16 protein-coding genes and 2 tRNA genes are annotated in these 17,971 nt (G+C 61.6%); 14 read left to right on the top strand and 4 right to left on the bottom strand.

The annotated features are described in order from the left end of the window. Positions 1–45: 45 nt before the first annotated feature. The 4 genes from RCH10_RS12165 (at position 46) to rimO (ending at position 2,790) form a co-directional block, all read left to right on the top strand. Positions 46–122, top strand: a tRNA-Val gene (locus tag RCH10_RS12165). A gap of 170 nt (positions 123–292) precedes the next feature. Beyond that, positions 293–688, top strand: coding sequence for a hypothetical protein (locus RCH10_RS12160; RefSeq protein WP_261802388.1), 396 nt, complete (start codon positions 293–295; stop codon positions 686–688). A 103-nt stretch (positions 689–791) separates the two neighbouring features. Beyond that, positions 792–1,340, top strand: coding sequence for a polyhydroxyalkanoate synthesis repressor PhaR (gene phaR / locus RCH10_RS12155; RefSeq protein ID WP_323495047.1), 549 nt, complete (start codon positions 792–794; stop codon positions 1,338–1,340). A gap of 40 nt (positions 1,341–1,380) precedes the next feature. Next, positions 1,381–2,790 (top strand): 30S ribosomal protein S12 methylthiotransferase RimO, encoded by a 1,410-nt coding sequence (gene rimO, locus RCH10_RS12150; protein ID WP_409052551.1) that lies wholly within the window; start codon positions 1,381–1,383, stop codon positions 2,788–2,790. Between the two features lie 90 nt (positions 2,791–2,880). On the opposite strand, the gene RCH10_RS12145 is transcribed toward rimO, so the two are convergent. Continuing rightward, positions 2,881–2,965: transfer RNA gene (locus RCH10_RS12145), tRNA-Leu, on the bottom strand. Between the two features lie 81 nt (positions 2,966–3,046). Here RCH10_RS12145 and rnr point away from each other — a divergent pair. Further along, the gene (rnr, locus tag RCH10_RS12140) at positions 3,047–5,338 is read left to right on the top strand and encodes a ribonuclease R (protein ID WP_409052550.1); all 2,292 of its coding nucleotides are present in this window, start codon (positions 3,047–3,049) and stop codon (positions 5,336–5,338) included. Between the two features lie 47 nt (positions 5,339–5,385). Next, complete coding sequence (locus RCH10_RS12135) at positions 5,386–6,147, top strand: SDR family oxidoreductase (RefSeq protein ID WP_409052549.1); 762 nt, start codon at positions 5,386–5,388, stop codon at positions 6,145–6,147. A gap of 18 nt (positions 6,148–6,165) precedes the next feature. On the opposite strand, the gene RCH10_RS12130 is transcribed toward RCH10_RS12135, so the two are convergent. From RCH10_RS12130 to RCH10_RS12120, 3 genes are all read right to left on the bottom strand, one after another. Beyond that, positions 6,166–7,671 carry an NAD(P)H-hydrate dehydratase gene (locus tag RCH10_RS12130; protein WP_409052548.1) on the bottom strand — a complete coding sequence of 502 codons (1,506 nt, stop codon included), beginning with the start codon at positions 7,669–7,671 and terminating at the stop codon, positions 6,166–6,168. Positions 7,672–7,685: 14 nt separating this feature from the next. Continuing rightward, positions 7,686–8,942 (bottom strand): D-amino acid dehydrogenase, encoded by a 1,257-nt coding sequence (locus RCH10_RS12125; RefSeq protein WP_323495051.1) that lies wholly within the window; start codon positions 8,940–8,942, stop codon positions 7,686–7,688. An 85-nt stretch (positions 8,943–9,027) separates the two neighbouring features. Beyond that, a complete protein-coding gene (locus tag RCH10_RS12120) occupies positions 9,028–10,353 on the bottom strand; it encodes an amidase (protein WP_409052547.1) in 1,326 nt (441 codons plus the stop codon). 300 nt (positions 10,354–10,653) lie between these two features. Here RCH10_RS12120 and rpsB point away from each other — a divergent pair, with 300 nt between their 5' ends. The 8 genes from rpsB (at position 10,654) to rseP (ending at position 17,949) form a co-directional block, all read left to right on the top strand. Then, entirely contained in the window at positions 10,654–11,412 is a 759-nt protein-coding gene (gene rpsB / locus RCH10_RS12115; RefSeq protein WP_409052546.1) for a 30S ribosomal protein S2, read from the top strand. A gap of 80 nt (positions 11,413–11,492) precedes the next feature. Then, positions 11,493–12,416 (top strand): translation elongation factor Ts, encoded by a 924-nt coding sequence (gene tsf / locus RCH10_RS12110; protein ID WP_323500682.1) that lies wholly within the window; start codon positions 11,493–11,495, stop codon positions 12,414–12,416. A 44-nt stretch (positions 12,417–12,460) separates the two neighbouring features. Further along, a complete protein-coding gene (pyrH, locus tag RCH10_RS12105) occupies positions 12,461–13,183 on the top strand; it encodes a UMP kinase (protein WP_187052208.1) in 723 nt (240 codons plus the stop codon). A 13-nt stretch (positions 13,184–13,196) separates the two neighbouring features. After that, the gene (frr, locus tag RCH10_RS12100) at positions 13,197–13,757 is read left to right on the top strand and encodes a ribosome recycling factor (RefSeq protein ID WP_187052207.1); all 561 of its coding nucleotides are present in this window, start codon (positions 13,197–13,199) and stop codon (positions 13,755–13,757) included. 1 nt (position 13,758) lies between these two features. Beyond that, positions 13,759–14,493 carry a polyprenyl diphosphate synthase gene (gene uppS / locus RCH10_RS12095; RefSeq protein ID WP_409052545.1) on the top strand — a complete coding sequence of 245 codons (735 nt, stop codon included), beginning with the start codon at positions 13,759–13,761 and terminating at the stop codon, positions 14,491–14,493. A gap of 15 nt (positions 14,494–14,508) precedes the next feature. Next, positions 14,509–15,378, top strand: coding sequence for a phosphatidate cytidylyltransferase (locus tag RCH10_RS12090; RefSeq protein WP_409052544.1), 870 nt, complete (start codon positions 14,509–14,511; stop codon positions 15,376–15,378). Further along, on the top strand, positions 15,365–16,555 hold the full coding sequence (gene ispC, locus RCH10_RS12085; protein ID WP_409052543.1) for a 1-deoxy-D-xylulose-5-phosphate reductoisomerase: 1,191 nt from the start codon (positions 15,365–15,367) through the stop codon (positions 16,553–16,555). The genes RCH10_RS12090 and ispC overlap by 14 nt, the downstream gene beginning before the upstream one ends. Positions 16,556–16,578: 23 nt before the next feature. Next, positions 16,579–17,949: an RIP metalloprotease RseP gene (gene rseP / locus RCH10_RS12080; protein ID WP_409052542.1), complete on the top strand. Its 1,371-nt coding sequence runs from the start codon at positions 16,579–16,581 to the stop codon at positions 17,947–17,949. Positions 17,950–17,971: the final 22 nt, after the last annotated feature.

Below are 17,971 nucleotides of genomic sequence, written 5' to 3'. Positions count from 1 at the left end.
TAGCTCGATTTCTCGGGCTATAATCGAACTCTCGAATGCATCCTTAGGCGCGTAGCTCAGCTGGTTAGAGCACCACCTTGACATGGTGGGGGTCGTTGGTTCGAGTCCAATCGCGCCTACCAATTTCCCGTTTTCAGATCACGGTTCCGGCATCACTGTTCAATTCAGGCCGGTCCAGCACTGTGGATCGTTGCACAATTCACCTCGTCGATCATCTCGGCTCAGGTTTTTTGCAGCAAGCGGGTCAACTCTCACCCCTGACCGCGGTATTTTGGACATACTACGTAACCAGATGTCCTCGACCACCACAGTTCCGACTTCCGCTTCGTCGCACACCGCGATCGAGTCCGCACTTGAAGAGATGCGGCTCGCCGCGTTGCTGCGTCAGGCGCCGCTCGAGTTCGCGCGCGTCGTCTATGGGCTGAACGACCGTGCCAATGGCCGTGCTGGCACCATGGCGGCCGAAGAGGTTGCGCGTACGGTGCGCCAAGGCTCGCCGGTGACGCGAGAGCGTGCCGAGCAGCGTGCTCGGGCTTACCTGCCCGTCGCGGGGCAGGAACACTGCCCGCGCTGCTGGATCTTCAACGGTATCAAGAGTCCGCTGCACTACCGTGAGCCGACCGACACGCGCCCTGAATCCGCTGCATGCAAGGTCTGCGGCGCTGAATACGCCACCGCGCTGGACTGACGCAACAGCCTCGACGCGCCGCACGGGTGCCGGTCAGGGTAAACCTTGGCGCGACGCTGCGAAACCGCTCCCTAGAATGCCTTCGACGCGACGGCGCGAACACATGAAGGAGTTCCCAGTGCAGAGCAAGAAGTCCGGTAGCAAGCCGGGACAACGCGTCATCAAAAAGTACCCGAATCGAAGGCTCTACGACACGGAAACCTCCACGTACATCACGTTGACCGACATCAAGCAACTGGTGATGCAGAGCGCGCCTTTCGTGGTGCGGGATGCCAAGTCCGGCGACGACCTGACGCGCAGCATTCTGCTGCAGGTCATCCTCGAAGAAGAAGCGGGCGGCGCGCCGATGTTTACCGAGCAGGTGCTGTCCAGTCTCATCCGGTTCTACGGGCAGACCATGCAAAGCTACATGGGCCCGTATCTGGAAAAGAACATCCAGGCGATGACCGAGGTGCAAGCCCAACTCTCCGAGAAAGCCGAAGGTCTGTCGCCGGAGATGTGGTCGCACTTCATGACGACGCAGTCCCCGATGTTGCAAGGCCTGATGGGCAACTACGTCGAGCAATCGAAGAACGTCTTTTTGCAGATGCAGGAGCAGATGCAGAAGAACACGGAGCAGGTGCTCGGCGCATTCGGTCTGAAGCGCCCCTGAAAGCCGTATTGGCGGACGATAGCTGGGACAATACGGGGATATGAGCGAAGTTGTTTCCCCCGAACGAACGGCCCCTGCGGTCGCCGCCCCTAAAGTCGGCTTTGTCAGCCTTGGCTGCCCCAAAGCACTGACCGATTCAGAGCTGATCCTCACGCGCCTCAGCGCCGAGGGCTATCAAACCTCCAAAACATTCGAAGGCGCCGATCTGGTGATCGTCAACACCTGCGGCTTCATCGACGATGCCGTCAGAGAAAGTCTCGACGCCATCGGGGACGCGCTGGCTGCAAACGGCCGCGTGATCGTGACCGGATGCCTCGGCGCAAAGACCGGGGACCTTGGTGGCAACCTCGTGCGCCAGATGCATCCGAGCGTGCTCGCCGTCACCGGCCCCCATGCGACGCAGGAGGTCATGGATGCGGTGCATCTGAACTTGCCCAAGCCGCACGATCCGTTCATCGATCTCGTGCCGGGCGCTTTCGGCATTGCCGGGCTCAAGCTCACGCCGCGCCACTATGCGTACCTGAAGATCAGCGAAGGCTGCAATCATCGCTGCACCTTCTGCATCATCCCGTCGATGCGCGGTGACCTTGTGTCACGACCCGTAGGCGACGTGCTGAGCGAGGCCAAAGCCTTGTTTGAAGGCGGCGTGAAGGAGCTGCTGGTCATCAGCCAGGACACGTCGGCCTATGGTGTCGACGTCAAGTACCGCACCGGTTTTTGGGACGGCAAGCCGGTCAAGACGCGCATGCTCGATTTGGTGAAGACGCTCGGCGAAATCGCAGAGCCTTACGGCGCATGGGTTCGATTGCATTACGTGTATCCATACCCGAGCGTTGACGAAATTATTCCGTTGATGGCGAGCGGGCAGGTATTGCCGTACCTCGATGTGCCGCTTCAACACAGCCATCCGGATGTGCTCAAGCGCATGAAGCGTCCGGCCAGCGGCGAGAAGAATCTGGAGCGCATCGCAAGGTGGCGCGAAGGCTGTCCTGAACTGGTCATCCGGAGTACGTTCATTGCCGGTTTTCCGGGCGAGACAGAAGCCGAGTTCGAGCATTTGCTGGACTTCATTCGAGAAGCGCAGATCGATCGGGCCGGTTGTTTTGCCTACAGTTCGGTCGAGGGCGCGACTGCCAACGACATCCCCGGGATGTTGCCCATCGAAGAGCGCGAAGCCCGCCGTGGCCGATTCATGGAAGTGGCTGAAGCGGTGTCGATCGAGAAGCTGAAAAAGCGCATTGGCGCCACGATGCAAGTGCTTGTGGATTCAGCGCCGGGTCTGGGCCGAAAGGGCGGTGTGGGCCGGAGTTATGCCGACGCGCCCGAGATCGACGGCACTGTTCGGTTGCTGCCGCCAGAGAAGATCAGCAAGACCATGAAGGTGGGTGAATTCACCCGCGCTCGCATCGTCGGCGCCGAAGGCCACGACCTGATCGCGCTGCCGATTTGATGGCGCACGCGCATTTCGATCGGGCAACAAAAAAGCCACCGGAGACCGGTGGCTTGATTCGTATAAACCTTGAATGGTTTTATTTAAACTTGGTGCCCAGGAAGGGACTCGAACCCCCACGATGTTACTCGCTAGTACCTGAAACTAGTGCGTCTACCAATTCCGCCACCTGGGCCCACATGCTGCACAAGTGCAACGTGTTTTGAATTTCAGGAAAGAGAGAGATTGTATCAAAAATAATGGCCATCCCAGCGGCTTGCTGGATGAGATCGAAGGCTCGGTTCAAGGACATCGCGATGGGCACGGCTTCGTACAACGCGACGATGGTGAAGCCGACATTTATTTGCCGCCCAATGAGATGCGTGCGGTACTGCACAAAGACCGCGTCAAGGCGCGCGTGGTGCGACAAGACCGTCGCGGCAGGCCTGAAGGCCGTGTCGTAGAGATCGTCGAGCGCCCCGAGCAACCCATCATCGGCCGGCTGTTGCACGAGGGCGGCATCTGGCTTGTCGCTCCCGAAGACAAGCGCTACGGGCAAGACGTGCTGATCCCGAAAGGCGCTACCGGCACCGCGAAGGTCGGCCAGGTCGTGGTGGTGCAACTCACCGAGCCGCCTGCACTGTTCGGTCAGCCGGTCGGTCGCGTCAAAGAGGTATTGGGCGAGATCGACGATCCCGGAATGGAAATCGAAATCGCGGTGCGCAAGTACGGTGTGCCGCATGAGTTCTCGGAGGCGTGTCTGGCCGAAGCCAGGGCATTGCCCGACGCGGTGCGCCCTGCCGACAAGAAGGGGCGCATCGACCTGACCGATGTGCCGCTCGTCACCATCGACGGCGAAGACGCACGCGACTTCGACGATGCCGTGTACTGCGAGCCGGCCAAGGTCGGACGTGGCAAGGGCTGGCGATTGCTCGTTGCCATTGCCGATGTGAGTTCGTACGTGCAGACCGGCTCGGGCATCGACATCGACGCGTACGACCGCGCCACCAGCGTCTATTTTCCTCGCCGTGTCATTCCGATGCTGCCGGAGAAGTTGAGCAACGGCTTGTGCTCGCTCAACCCTGAAGTCGAGCGCCTGTGCATGGTGTGCGACATGCTGGTTGCAGCCGACGGTGAGATCTACGCGTACCAGTTCTACCCGGCCGTGATGTTCAGTCATGCGCGCTTCACGTACACCGAAGTCGCAGCGATTCTGGTCAACACGCGTGGACCTGAAGCGGCCAAGCGCAAAGACCGCGTGAAGGACTTGCTGAACCTGTCCGACGTGTACAAGGCGCTGCTGAAGCAACGCGGCAAGCGTGGCGCGGTCGACTTCGAAACCACCGAGACGCAGATCATTTGCGACGACGCCGGGCGCATCGAAAAGATCGTCCCGCGTACGCGCAACGAGGCGCACCGGCTGATCGAAGAAGCCATGCTCGCGGCCAACGTATGCAGCGCCGATTTCATCGCCGAAGGGAAGCACCCCGGTCTCTATCGCGTGCACGAAGGCCCGACGCCCGAGAAGAAGGAAATCCTTCGGGGCTATCTGAAAGCAATGGGCGTTGGCTTGTCGATCACCGATGATCCAAAGCCCGGCGAGTTCCAGGCGATCGCGCTGGCGACGAAGGAGCGGCCCGACGCGCAACAGATATCCACGATGTTGTTGCGCTCGATGCAGCAAGCGATCTACACGCCGATCAACAGCGGTCACTTCGGTTTGGCGTATGCGGCTTACACGCACTTCACCAGCCCGATTCGCCGTTACCCTGATCTGCTTGTTCACCGCGTCATCAAGGCGATTCTCAACAAGCAGAAGTACACGCTGCCGATGTTGCCGACGCCTGGCGAGGCGCATGCCAAGCTCGCAAAGCGGCTGGCATCGCGCGTCAAGGCGCCGACCACCAAGCCCGAGAAGGCTGCCGTGGCGCCCACCAAGGAAGTCCAGGCGTGGCAGGCCGCCGGCTTGCATTGCAGTGCCAACGAGCGCCGTGCCGACGAAGCCAGCCGCGACGTCGAGGCGTGGCTCAAGTGCAAGTACATGCGCGAGCATCTCGGCGAGGAATATGGTGGCGTCGTCAGTTCGGCGACGACCTTCGGCATCTTCGTCACGCTCGACGCGATGTACGTCGAAGGGCTGGTGCACATCACCGAACTGGGTGGCGAGTACTTCAAGTTCGACGAGATGCGGCAGGAACTTCGTGGCGAACGCACCGGTATGCGGTATGCGATAGGCACGCGTGTTCGTGTGCAGGTGAGTCGCGTCGATCTGGATGGTCGCAAGATCGATTTCCGTTTGGTGCGCGAGGGCGAAGACCTCACCTCGCGCGCGATGAAGGACAAGGGCGTGTCGTCGAGCGGCGCACCCGTCAAGGCTTCGGCCAAGCGCGGGTCGCGGCACAAGTCCGAATCCGTTGCCGAGCGCGGACATGATCGAGTCATTGCTGCTGCGAGTGCGGGCGGCAACGTAGCAATGGCAGCGGCGGCGCCGCAATCGGCCATGCAGGCTTTCAAGTCGGCCGTGAAGAACGCCGCAAACAAGATGAAGGGGCGCAAGCCGCGCCGTTGATTTCATCTTCGAACGAGTTTCGCTTTGAACACCAGGAGAAAACAGACATGAGCGTTGAGAACAAGGGCCGCGTCGCGGTTGTCACGGGTGCCGGTTCCGGCATCGGCCGCGCGGCGGCACTCGCATTGCTGGGCGATGGGTGGAATGTCGTTCTCGCTGGCCGCCGGCTCGAGCCACTCGAAGCTGTGGCCGAAGAATCGGGCGCTGGTGTACGCGTGCTTGCCGTGCCGACCGATGTGGTCCGTCCCGAGTCGGTCCAGGCATTGTTCGCTGCCGCTGTCGATCGCTTTGCCCGTGTCGACTTGCTGTTCAACAACGCTGGCGTCGGTAATCCCGCAGGTCCCTTTGAAGATTGGACCGAAGCGCAATGGAAGGGCGTCGTCGACATCAACCTGAGCGGCATGTTCTATTGCATCCAGCAGGCTTTTCGCACGATGAAGGCGCAGACGCCGCGCGGTGGTCGCATCATCAACAATGGTTCGATCTCGGCAACGACGCCGCGCCCAAATTCGATCGCTTACACGGCGACGAAGCACGCGGTAAAGGGGCTGACCAAGACAGCGTCCCTCGATGGCCGCAAGTACGACATCGCCGTGGGGCAGGTCGATGTCGGCAACGCCATGACCGAGCTCGCTTCACGCATGGCCAAGGGCGTGCCGCAGGCCAATGGCGAATTGGGCATCGAGCCATTGATCGACGTGAAGATCGTCGGTCAGTCGGTGTTGTACATGGCGAACCTGCCGCTTGAGGCGAACGTCTTGTTCCACACCATCATGGCGACCAAGATGCCATTTGTGGGGCGCGGCTGACCTGAAGCAGGGCTGGAGCTAATCCGGTCGTTGGCGGGCCAAGCCGTCAGCCGTAAGCGGCTGGTCTTCGGGCCAACGGTCGGCAAGGGCACCGTGCCGCCACACCGCTTCGCGCGCTGCGTCCATTGCCGATCGCCCACTAGCCAGCGCTGCGCCCACCATCCCGGCCAGCACGTCGCCGGTGCCTGCAGTGGCCAGGCGCGCATTACCGGTGAGGTTGATGATCGGTGCGGCAGCGCCTGCGGCAATGACCGAGCCTGACCCTTTCAGCACCACGACACCGAAACGCGCGGCCAAACTTCGGGCAGCGGCAAGGCGGTCCGATTGCACTTCACTCGCCGACGCTTCGAGCAGGCGTGCTGCTTCGAGCGGATGTGGCGTCAGCACCGTAGCGCGACCGCGTCGCACGCGCGCTTCGAGCAATTGCTGCAGGCTCATGTCGAGGGCGATCGCGTTCAGGGCGTCGGCGTCGAGCACCAGTGCTTTGGCCGTCGAGATGACGCGCGGCAGCAGGGTGCGTACTGCGTTTCCGCCGCCGCAGCCGCAGACCACGGTAAGCGCGGACAGGTCGAGCGACTCGACCTTGCGCAACATCAACTCGGGTTGTTGGGTGTCGACCGCCGCGGCATGCGGATCGAGCAAGCCGACAAGCACGCGCCCGGCGCCGGCGTGAAGGGCAGCAGACGCCGCGAGTAGCGCTGCGCCCACCATTCCGGGCGCGCCGCCGATCACGGCGACATCGCCGTAGCTGCCTTTGTGCGACGCATGCGCCCGCCGGGTTATCAGGGGTTTGCCGGCCAGCTTTGCAGTCGATGTTTCGACCGCGGTAGCGCATCCCAAGTCGTCGAACCAGACTTCGCCAGCGGCGTCGCGGCCTTGCGCGGTAAAGAGGCCGGGCTTCAACGTCAGAAGGCTCAGGCAGTAGCGTGTGGCGGCCGTCGTTGTTTTGTTATTTGCCTGTGGGTCGCCTGAGAAGGCCTTCGCGCCATCAACGGCGTTCGCGGAATTCGCCAGAAGCACGCCAGTGTCGGCATTCAGGCCCGACGGCACGTCGATGCTCAACAGCGGCGCTTCGGCCGCGCGCATCAGCTGCAGCCACTCAGCCATCTTGCCTTCAGGCGCGCGTGTGGAGCCTATGCCGAGCAGGGCGTCGATCGCAAGGTCATGTTGTGCGGGTGGCTCGTTGACGATGACGACGCCTGCGTCGCGGGCACGCCGCAGAGATGCCATTGCGTCCGCGGGCAAACGCGCCGCATCGCCACAAAAAGTGACTACGGGCGCGAAGCCGCGGCGCTGTAACTCGCACGCAGCTTCGAAGCCGTCACCACCGTTGTTTCCCGGACCGCAGGCGATCCAGACGGTGCGGGCGTGCGGCGTGATCGCCATCGCAAGCCGCGCGGTCGCCATGCCGGCGCGCTGCATGAGCGTGTGCGCAGGAAGGCCGGCGGCGTGTGCAATTTCGATGCGGCGCGTGGCCGCGATGTCGAATAGATCGCAAATCGTTTCGGATGTGATGCGTTGCATGACACTCGATATTTTCAGGCCAACATCAATCGTTCGACGCCCAGACCTTCGAGATCGATCTCGGGTCGTCGCCCTCCGACCAAGTCGGCCAGTACGCGCGCGCTTCCGCAAGACAACGCCCAGCCGCTCGAGCCGTGCCCGAGGTTGAGCCAGATACCTGTCACTCCGCTGGCGCCGAGCACCGGCGGACCGTCGGGCAGCATCGGTCGCGCACCCTTCCATTGCTGCACGCCCGACTGAAGCGTCGCTGCGCCCGGAAACCAGTCTTGCAACACCTTGTAAAGCGTCTGAAGTGCAGCGGGGTTCATGGTGTCGAGTGATCCACCGAGTTCTGCGCTGCCGGCTACGCGAACGCGTTGGCCGAGGCGAGAGATGGCGACTTTGTAGCGCTCGTCCATTACCGCGCTTTGCGGCGCGTTCAACGGCTCGCGGATGTTTGCGCTGATCGAGTGCCCGTACACCGGCGTCAGCGGAATCCGCAGGCCCAGCGGGCGCAGAAGACGCGCAGAAGCCAAGCCGGCACACACAACGACTGCATCGAAGGGAAGGGCGGGTGAACCGGCAGCCAACGACAGGGAAGTGGGTGCCGATCGACTCAGGGGCGCGATATCGCAATTGAAATGAAATTGAGCCCCAAGTGCCTCGGCCTCCCACTTCAGGAGCAACGCGAATTGGCGGCAATTGGCGACCTCGTCGTCCGGCAGATGAATGGCGCCCGCCAGGTCCGTGTCGGTACTCAGTGCCGGCTCGATGCGCCGGGCTTCGTTGGCATCGACTTCCCGGAAATTCGTACCCGCTTCGCGCAATACGTCGAGGCCAGGCTGCACCAGTTTCTGCTCGCGTTTCGAGCGCAGCAAAACCAGGTAGCCATCGCTTCGCTCGTAGCTCAGCTCGCGGGCTTCGGTGATCTCGTGCAGGCGCGTGCGACTGTAGAACGCCAGGCGCTGCATGCGGCTTCGGTTGGCCAGGTACGTCTCCAGTTTGCAGGCCTTTTGCCAGCGTGACATCCACCTGACATCGCGCGCGCTGATCGGCCAGCGAAGCTTGATGGCGCCGTGCGTCGAAAGCAGCGACCGAAGCACCTTGCCGCGCATGCCTGGCGCTGCCCAAGGCGTGACGTAGCCGGGTGCGACCACGCCAGCGTTGGCAAAGCTGGCCTCTTCAGCGGCTGCGCCGCGGCGTTCGAAGACAGTCACCTCATGTCCGTCGGCCACTAACTCCCAAGCGGTTGTGACGCCGATGATGCCGGCGCCAACGATCGCGATTTTCATTCGAACTCTTTAATCAATGAGGGGTCCGCTGCTTGCCTGTGCAATACAGCGTTTGAAAGCCGCGTGAAGCAACTGTCCTTGCAAGCTACCGTTCTTGTAGTGTCCGCTCGATTTGCAAAGCGATGGCAAGCACCGCATCATCGTGCAGGGCGCCATGCCAGAGCATGAGGCCAACGGGTAGCTCGCCTTTCGCGTGGCAAGGGAGTGAGATGGCGCAGCCATCGAGCATGTTGACGATCGACGGGTTGCGCAAGAGCAGACTGTTTATGCGGAAGAACACGTCGTCGCGTTCTTCGCCCGGCGCCACACTCTCGATCGTGGGCGCCGTGATCGGCACCGTCGGTGACAGCACAGCATCGAAGGGCGCGAGGCTGCGCTCGACGCGAGTAATCCAGTCCCGGCGCGCGGCAACCAGATCGATGTACTGGTAAGCCGTCATGGCAGCACCCTTCAGTATGCGCTGTGCCACACGAGGGTCGTAGCCGGCACCGCTGCGCTCCAGCAACAACCGGTGCCACGCATAAGCTTCGGGGGCTGAAAAACCCCCGGTCGCGTTGAGGTTGGCGAGTTCGGCCAGCTCAGGCAGTTCAATCTCCTGGATGTACGCACCGGCAGCTCGGAGAGACTTGAGACCTCGCTCGAAAGCGATGGCCACGGTCGGCTCTAGGCCGTCGAGAAAAACGTTCTTGACGACGGCGAGTCGGTAAGCTGAAAGCGATGCCGTGCCAGCGACGACGCGTCGTGCCGCCAGAATTTCGTGCGCAGTGACTGCGTCGCGTACCGATCGCGTTATCGCGCAGACCGTATCGAGCGTGGTGGAGAGCGGGACTGCGCCATCGGTTGGCACCAGCCGTGCCGTGCTCTTGAAGCCGACGATGCCATTCAGAGCGGCCGGAATACGGATCGAGCCGCCCGTATCGGAGCCCAGTCCAATGAAGACCGCGCCGGTCGCGACGGACACCGCGGCGCCGGACGACGAGCCACCCGGAATGCGCGGCGTGGCCGTGTCGCATGCGTTGGCCGGCGTGCCGTAGTGCGGATTGACGCCGACGCCCGAGAAAGCGAACTCCGTCATGTTGGTCCGGCCGATATTGACACCGCCGGCCTGACGCAGGCGGGTAACGGCGGTCGCGTCGGCCCTGGCCGTCGTTGAATGTGCGAGGACGACGGATCCGGCGGGGGTCGGCTGGCCGGCAATGTCGAAAAGGTCTTTGGCTGAAAACGCGAGTCCGCTCAGAGGACTTTGCGGGGGCGCAAGGGCAGCCGCGGATCGCGCTTCATCAAACATGGTGCGGGTGAAGGCATGGGCGCATGCCGCAGACGCGGCGATGAGGACCGCTTCCTCCGTGGCTGTGGCCGCATCGGTCTGGCCCGCGAGCAGTGCAAGGCGTGTGGCATGGAGGTCGTTCATGGGGATGGAAAGCGTAGGCGTGGAAGGGGTGGGCAGGAGCGCGAAGCGGGACGCGACAAGGAGGAGTGACGGAGGTAAAACGAGAGCGGCAGTGCTATACTCGTATGGTTTCGCTGGTCATGCGGTGACGGTGTTTGGTGAGCTTGCTTTCTGGCAAGTTTCTCCCAAGTTACTTGTTACTGTGCCTGTTGAAACGCATCCGCAAACCAGCCCAATCAAGGTGTTGTGTCCTACTTCGAAAATGTTCGAAAAAGGCTCAAAACGGGCTGGATTTTAGACCCAACCTTTGGAGTTATTTCTATGTCGACCACCATGCGCGAAATGCTGGAAGCCGGTGTCCATTTCGGTCACCAAACCCGCTTCTGGAACCCCAAGATGGCCCCGTTCATCTTCGGCCATCGCAACAAGATTCACATCATCAACCTGGAAAAGTCGCTCCCGATGTTCCAGGACGCGATGATGTACGCCAAGCAACTCACGGCCAACCGCGGCACGATCCTGATGGTCGGCACCAAGCGCCAGGCCCGTGAAATTGTGGCTTCGGAAGCCCGCCGCGCCGGCGTTCCTTTCGTTGACACCCGCTGGCTCGGCGGCATGTTGACCAACTTCAAGACCGTCAAGACGTCGATCAAGCGCTTGAAGGACATGAAGGCGCAGCAAGAAGTCGGGCTCGAAAGCCTGAGCAAGAAAGAGCAGCTGACCTTTTCACGCGAAATCGCCAAGCTCGAGAAGGATATCGGTGGCATCCAGGACATGGCCGCTCTGCCCGATGCCATCTTCGTGATCGACGTGGGTTTCCACAAGATTGCAGTGCTCGAGGCCAAGAAGCTCGGCATACCCATGATCGGTGTGGTCGACTCCAACCATTCGCCTGAAGGCATCGACTACGTGATTCCCGGCAACGACGACTCTTCGAAGGCCGTCTTGCTGTACGCCCGTGGCATCGCCGACGCGATCATCGAAGGCCGCAACAATGCCGCCGGTGACGTCGTCAAGGCCATCGCCGAAGGCGGCGGCAGCGACGAATTCGTTGAAGTCGAAGAAGGTGCTTCGGCCTGATCCACGCTCTCGCGAGCCTGAAGAAGGGGCTTCGTTGCCCTTTTTTTTATACTGATTTTTGAAGTTACGGAGATAGAAAAATGGCTGCAATCACCGCAAGCATGGTCGGCGAACTGCGCGCGAAGACCGACGCGCCGATGATGGAATGCAAAAAGGCCCTGACCGAGGCCGAGGGCAACATGGAAAAGGCCGAAGAGTTGCTACGCATCAAGCTCGGTAACAAGGCCGGCAAGGCGTCGGGCCGCATCACCGCCGAAGGCGTCGTCACGGCGTTTGTCGATGGCGATGCGGGCGGCATGATCGAAATCAATTGCGAAACCGACTTCGTTACCAAGAACGACAGCTTCCTGGCTTTTGCCAACGCCGCCGCGATGCTCGTGGCGAAGCACAGCCCAGCTGATATTGCTGGACTTGGCGCGCTTTCGTATGCGCAAGATGGCTTTGGCCCGACGCTTGAAGACGTGCGTCGGGGCCTGATCGGGAAGATCGGCGAGAACATGAGTTTTCGCCGCTTCAAGCATTTCGCGGGCAACGGCAAGCTGGCGTCGTACCTCCACGGCACGCGCATTGGCGTGATGGTCGAGTTCGAAGGTGACGACACTGCAGCCAAAGACGTGGCAATGCATATTGCAGCGATGAAACCCGTGTCTATTTCGAGCACCGATGTGCCTGCGGAACTCATCGAAAAAGAGCGCGCTGTGGCTGCCGGCAAAGCTGAGGAAGACCGCAAGACCGCCGAAGCCGAGGGCAAGAAAACCCAGCCGGCCGACATCGTCGCCAAGCGCATCGAAGGCGGCGTGCAGAAATACCTGAAAGAGGTTTCACTGCATAACCAGGCCTTCGTGAAGAACGACAAGCAGACCGTTGAAGCCATGCTCAAGGCCGCCGGTACGAGCGTCAAGGGCTTCACCCTTTACGTGGTCGGCGAGGGGATCGAGAAAAAGGTCGATGACTTTGCCGCAGAAGTTGCTGCCCAAGTGGCTGCAGCCAAGGCGGCGGCGTAATTCCCGCTCTACACTCGCCCCGCAAACACCGAAGGAAAATGCCCATGTCCGAACCCCGCCCAGCCCACAAGCGAATCTTGTTGAAGCTGTCCGGGGAGGCGCTCATGGGCGATGACGCTTTCGGCATCAATCGCGCGACCATAGTCCGCATGGTCGAAGAGGTGGCTGAGGTGGTCAACATGGGCGTCGAACTGGCGGTCGTGATCGGCGGCGGCAACATTTTTCGCGGCGTGGCCGGCGGTTCGGTCGGAATGGACCGGGCCACTGCCGACTACATGGGCATGCTCGCCACTGTAATGAACGCACTAGCACTTGCCGATGCCATGAACAAGCAGGGGCTCGTGGCCCGCGTGATGTCGGCCATCGCCATTGAGCAGGTGGTCGAGCCTTACGTGCGGCCGAAGGCGCTCCAGTATCTCGAAGAGGGCAAGGTCGTGATCTTCGCTGCCGGTACCGGCAACCCATTTTTTACGACCGACACGGCTGCAGCGTTGCGCGGTGCCGAGATCGGCGCCGAACTGGTGCTGAAGGCGACAAAGGTGGACGGCGTGTACAGCGCTGACCCCAAGAAAGACCCGAACGCGACGCGCTACACCAGCCTGACCTTCGACGAGGCGATTTCACGCAATCTCGGGATCATGGATGCCACGGCATTTGCGCTGTGCCGGGATCAAAAGCTGCCGATCAAGGTGTTTTCGATTTTTAAGAACGGTGCGCTCAAACGCGTCGTGCTGGGTGAAGACGAAGGCACTTTGGTGCACGCTTGAGGAGTACTTAGAGATGACCATTGCAGACATTCGCAGTGCGACCGACGTCAAGATGAACCAGTCGCTCGCCGCATTCCAGAACAACCTCACCAAGATCCGCACCGGTCGCGCCAACTCGGCGTTGCTCGATTCGATCCACGTCGACTACTACGGATCGTCGGTGCCGCTGAGCCAGGTCGCCAATGTCTCGGTGCTCGACTCGCGCACGATCAGCGTCCAACCTTGGGAAAAAGGCATGGGCGCCAAGATCGAAAAGGCGATTCGCGAAAGCGATCTGGGGCTCAACCCGGCGTCGATGGGCGACCTCATTCGTGTGCCGTTGCCAGCCATGAGCGAAGAGCGTCGGCGCGAGATGACCAAACTGGTCCGCAACGAGGGCGAGAGCGCCAAGATCGCTACGCGCAATCTTCGACGCGATGCCAACGAATCGGTAAAGAAACTGGTGAAAGACAAGCTGGCTTCGGAAGATGACCAGAAGCGCGCCGAGGCTGAGATCCAGAAAGTGACCGACCGTCATATCTCGGAAGTCGACCGCCTCGTCGCCGCCAAAGAGGCGGAGATCATGGCCGTCTAGCATGGGGCAAACACCTGCCGTGCCGAATCACATCGCCATCGTCATGGATGGCAATGGTCGCTGGGCCACGCGGCGGTTTTTGCCGCGTGTTGCCGGTCATAAGCAGGGTGTCGAATCGCTCCGTCGCTGCGTCAAGGCCTGCGTTGATCGTGGCGTCGGCGTGCTGACGGTGTTTGCGTTTTCTTCCGAGAACTGGAATCGTCCAGTCGAGGAAGTCTCCGGCCTCATGGACCTGATGGTGGGTGCATTGACGCGTGAAGTGCCGCGACTGAGCAAAGACGGTGTGCGTCTGCATTTCGTCGGTGAGCGTGGCGGTCTGTCCGAAAAGATATCCGCTGGACTGGTGCAGGCCGAGGCAGCGACGGCGCACAACACGCACCTTATTTTCAACGTGTGCTTCAACTACGGTGGTCGATGGGACATCGCCCGTGCCGCAGCTGCATTGGCGGAGCGCGGCGAGCCGATCACCGAAGTCAGCCTCGACCGCGAGATGGCGCTTTCCCATGTGTCAGACCCCGATCTTTTTATTCGCACCGGTGGAGAGCAGCGGCTGTCGAACTTCCTGCTCTGGCAGAGCGCTTATGCGGAGCTGTTCTTCAGCGACAAGCTCTGGCCGGAGTTCGACGAGGCCGCGCTGGATGAGGCGATCGGTGCCTTCCAGCGTCGCGAGCGTCGTTTCGGAAAGACCTCTGCGCAGCTTTCGTCGGGCGCCGAGCGCGCCAGACAGCCGGCCTGACGCAACTTAGGTCAAATGCTCAAGCAAAGAATCATCACGGCGATCGTCCTTCTGGCGATCTTGTTGCCGGCTCTCTTCTATCCTTCCAACGGCACCGTTCCGATTCCTTTCGCCTGTGTGATGCTGGCGTTGATTGCTGCGGCGGGTTGGGAGTGGGGCAAGCTAAATGGCTATGGGCAGGGTATCTCGCTGCTGTTCGGGGCCGAGATCCTTTGTCTTTGCCTGTTGTCCTGGGTGCTAGGTTTGCTAGACCAGTCGCTTTCCATCGTATGGATCGTCGCGAGTGCGGCATGGGTGTTGGGCGGGGCCTTTTTGCTGCGCGCCGCAGTGCCCGGCTGGCCGCGCATCCCCAAACCGTTGCGCGTGGTGGGCGGCTTGTTGGCGTTGTGGGTGGCCTGGATGGCCGCAGTGCAGGCTCGCATGATCGGCATTAATTTCTTGCTGTCGATCTTGCTGCTCGTGTGGGTGGCCGACGTGTTCGCGTATTTCGCCGGACGCGCCTTTGGCCTCAAATTCACGCGCAACAAACTGGCACCGTCGATCAGTCCGGGCAAGAGTTGGGAAGGGGTTTGGGGCGGTATGGCCGGTGTCCTGGTGCTGGCGCTGGCATGGGTTTGGGCCGATGCGTCGGCACAGGCGATGGTTGCGAGCCTCTACACGCGGCTGGCGCAACGGGGCTGGTGGTTGCTGCTGATCGGCGTGGTGTTCATGGCGGCGATGAGCGTGGTCGGCGATCTTGTCGAGTCGCTCATCAAGCGCAGCGCCGGCGCCAAAGACAGCAGCAGTCTGCTGCCCGGCCATGGAGGGGTGCTCGATCGGGTCGACGCACTGCTTCCTGCTTTGCCGATCGCGATGATGTTGTGGTCATTCTGTGAATACGCTTAAGCAGCGCATCACCGTGTTGGGCTCGACCGGCTCGGTCGGCGTCAACACGCTCGATGTGATTTCGCGCCATCTCGATCGCTTCGAGGTTTTCGCGTTGTCGGCCGCGACCAAGGTCGACGAACTGCTCGCCCAATGCATGCGTTTCAAGCCGCGCTTCGCTGTGATGGTCAGCGCGCCACACGCTGACCTGCTGGCCGACAAGCTGAAGCAAAACGGCAGTGCAACGCGCGTGCTGACGGCGCCGGACGCAATTGAAGCGATAGCCTCGCACGACGAAGTAGACGCAGTCATGGCCGCCATCGTCGGCGCGGCGGGGCTTGGCGCTTGCCTTGCTGCTGCGCGCGCCGGCAAGCGGCTATTGTTGGCCAACAAGGAAGCGCTCGTGGTCGGCGGCGAACTCTTCATGCACACCGTGCGTGAGGGAGGCGCGACATTGCTGCCGATCGACAGCGAGCATTCGGCCATCTTTCAATCGCTGCCCGAAGACCCGGCGACCTGGGGTCGGCGCATCGACAAAATCATCCTCACCGCTTCGGGTGGTCCGTTCCGCACACGCGCCGCCGGCAGCTTGAGCCACGTCACGCCGGAGCAAGCGTGTGCTCATCCCAATTGGGTGATGGGCCGCAAGATCTCGGTCGACTCCGCGACGATGATGAACAAGGCGCTCGAAGTCATTGAAGCGCGTCATCTGTTCGGTGTCTTGCCCGAACGGATCGAGGTGGTGATCCACCCTCAAAGCGTGGTGCATTCGATGGTGCAGTTCACCGATGCATCGGTCGTCGCGCAATTGGGTACGCCCGACATGCGCGTGCCTATCGCCGTTGGCCTCGCATGGCCTGAGCGCATCGAGAGCGGTGCGGCGCGGCTCGACTTCCGGACGATGGGTGCCTTGACGTTCGAGACGCCTGATGCGGCGCTCTTCCCAGGTCTCGATCTGGCATGGCAGGCACTGCGCGCTGCGCCGGGCACGACGGCCGTGCTGAACGCAGCCAATGAAGTTGCCGTTCAAGCTTTCCTGGATAGACGTCTGCGCTTCGACCTCATACACGCAGTGAACATGGAAACTTTGGAGGTGGTTGCTTCCTCCAAACCGTCGTCGCTCGCCGATCTGCTGGCGCTCGACGCGGTAGCGCGACGGGCTGCCAACGCCGCCGCGCTACGATTCGCCGCGGCCTGACGTTTCAAACAGGGGGAATTCCGATGCTCACAGTCGTTGCCTTTATCGTCGCGCTGGGTGTACTTATCGCTGTTCATGAGTACGGCCACTATCGCGTCGCGGTGGCCTGCGGCGTCAAGGTGTTGCGCTTCTCGGTCGGTTTTGGAAAGACGCTCTACCGGTGGCAGCCGAAGCGCCAGCGCCCGGGTCAGCAAACCGAGTTCGTCATCGGCATGTTTCCGCTCGGCGGCTACGTGAAGATGCTGGACGAACGTGAAGGTGTGGTGGCGCCTGAAGAGCGGCATCGCGCTTTCAACGTCCAGCCGCTCCGTTCGCGCGCGGCCATCGTGGCGGCGGGTCCGATTGCGAATCTGCTACTTGCGGTCGCGCTTTATACCGTCGTCAACTGGATCGGCGTGCAGGAGCCGGTGGCGACGCTGGCACGTCCGGTGCCGGCATCTTTAGCTGAACAGGCCGGCCTGCGCGGCGGCGAGCACATCACGCGTGCCGGCTTCGACGGCGAGCTCGACACGGTCGATTCATTCGAAGACTTGCGCTGGCGCATGACACGGGCAGCACTCGATCGTCGCGACCTGACGCTCGAAATCTCGGGCGAGGGTGGTAAGCCTGCGCGCGAGCTGGTGCTGCCGCTCAGCCGCGTCGAGGCCAAGGATGCCGACGCGCAGATGTTTCGCAAGATAGGCGTCATCGCACCGCTGACCCGTCCTGAGATAGGTGATGTCGTTGCGGGCAGCGCAGGCGACCGCGCCGGCTTGAAGAAAGGCGATCTCGTGCGATCGATCGGGACTGCGGCCATCGTGGACGGGCAGCAACTGCGCGAGGTCATCCGCGCTTCGGTGGATGACGGAAAGCCGAAAATGCAGGCTTGGGCAATCGAGCGCGGCGGGCGCTCGATAAGCATCGATGTCGTTCCTGACGTTCGCGACGAAGGCACCGCCAAAGTGGGTCGCATTGGCGCCTACGTTGGCGCGCCGCCGGTCATGGTGACTGTGCGCCAAGGTCCGGTCATGGGCTTCTGGCGCGGCGTCGTTCGCACCTGGGAAGTGTCTGCTCTGACTGTGCGCATGATGGGCAAGATGGTTATCGGCGAGGCGTCTCTCAAGAATCTCAGCGGACCTCTCACCATCGCTGACTACGCAGGCAAATCTGCGAGCATGGGGCTCACCCAATACCTCATATTTCTGGCACTTATCAGCGTCAGTTTGGGGGTCCTGAATCTCATGCCTTTGCCTGTCCTCGACGGGGGGCACCTGATGTATTATCTTTGGGAGGGCCTGACAGGCAAAAGCGTATCCGACGCATGGATGGAACGCTTTCAGCGCGGCGGCGTCGCGTTGCTTCTCGTCATGATGTCGATCGCACTGTTCAACGACGTAAATCGGCTCCTTGGTTAACTTTCGGTCGTCTCTTTCCGAG

It is taken from the genome of Variovorax sp. GrIS 2.14, assembly GCF_046115955.1.
In the GTDB taxonomy this organism is placed as follows: Bacteria; Pseudomonadota; Gammaproteobacteria; order Burkholderiales; family Burkholderiaceae_C; genus Variovorax.
This window is presented reverse-complemented; position numbering and strand designations above follow the sequence as displayed.

Coding starts and splice junctions, on each gene's coding strand:
- RCH10_RS12160 (WP_261802388.1), top strand. CDS start 293: ATGTCCTCGACCACCACAGTTCCGACTTCCGCTTCGTCGCACACCGCG.
- phaR (WP_323495047.1), top strand. CDS start 792: ATGAAGGAGTTCCCAGTGCAGAGCAAGAAGTCCGGTAGCAAGCCGGGA.
- rimO (WP_409052551.1), top strand. CDS start 1,381: ATGAGCGAAGTTGTTTCCCCCGAACGAACGGCCCCTGCGGTCGCCGCC.
- RCH10_RS12135 (WP_409052549.1), top strand. CDS start 5,386: ATGAGCGTTGAGAACAAGGGCCGCGTCGCGGTTGTCACGGGTGCCGGT.
- RCH10_RS12130 (WP_409052548.1), bottom strand. CDS start 7,671: ATGCAACGCATCACATCCGAAACGATTTGCGATCTATTCGACATCGCG.
- RCH10_RS12125 (WP_323495051.1), bottom strand. CDS start 8,942: ATGAAAATCGCGATCGTTGGCGCCGGCATCATCGGCGTCACAACCGCT.
- RCH10_RS12120 (WP_409052547.1), bottom strand. CDS start 10,353: ATGAACGACCTCCATGCCACACGCCTTGCACTGCTCGCGGGCCAGACC.
- rpsB (WP_409052546.1), top strand. CDS start 10,654: ATGTCGACCACCATGCGCGAAATGCTGGAAGCCGGTGTCCATTTCGGT.
- tsf (WP_323500682.1), top strand. CDS start 11,493: ATGGCTGCAATCACCGCAAGCATGGTCGGCGAACTGCGCGCGAAGACC.
- pyrH (WP_187052208.1), top strand. CDS start 12,461: ATGTCCGAACCCCGCCCAGCCCACAAGCGAATCTTGTTGAAGCTGTCC.
- frr (WP_187052207.1), top strand. CDS start 13,197: ATGACCATTGCAGACATTCGCAGTGCGACCGACGTCAAGATGAACCAG.
- uppS (WP_409052545.1), top strand. CDS start 13,759: ATGGGGCAAACACCTGCCGTGCCGAATCACATCGCCATCGTCATGGAT.
- RCH10_RS12090 (WP_409052544.1), top strand. CDS start 14,509: ATGCTCAAGCAAAGAATCATCACGGCGATCGTCCTTCTGGCGATCTTG.
- rseP (WP_409052542.1), top strand. CDS start 16,579: ATGCTCACAGTCGTTGCCTTTATCGTCGCGCTGGGTGTACTTATCGCT.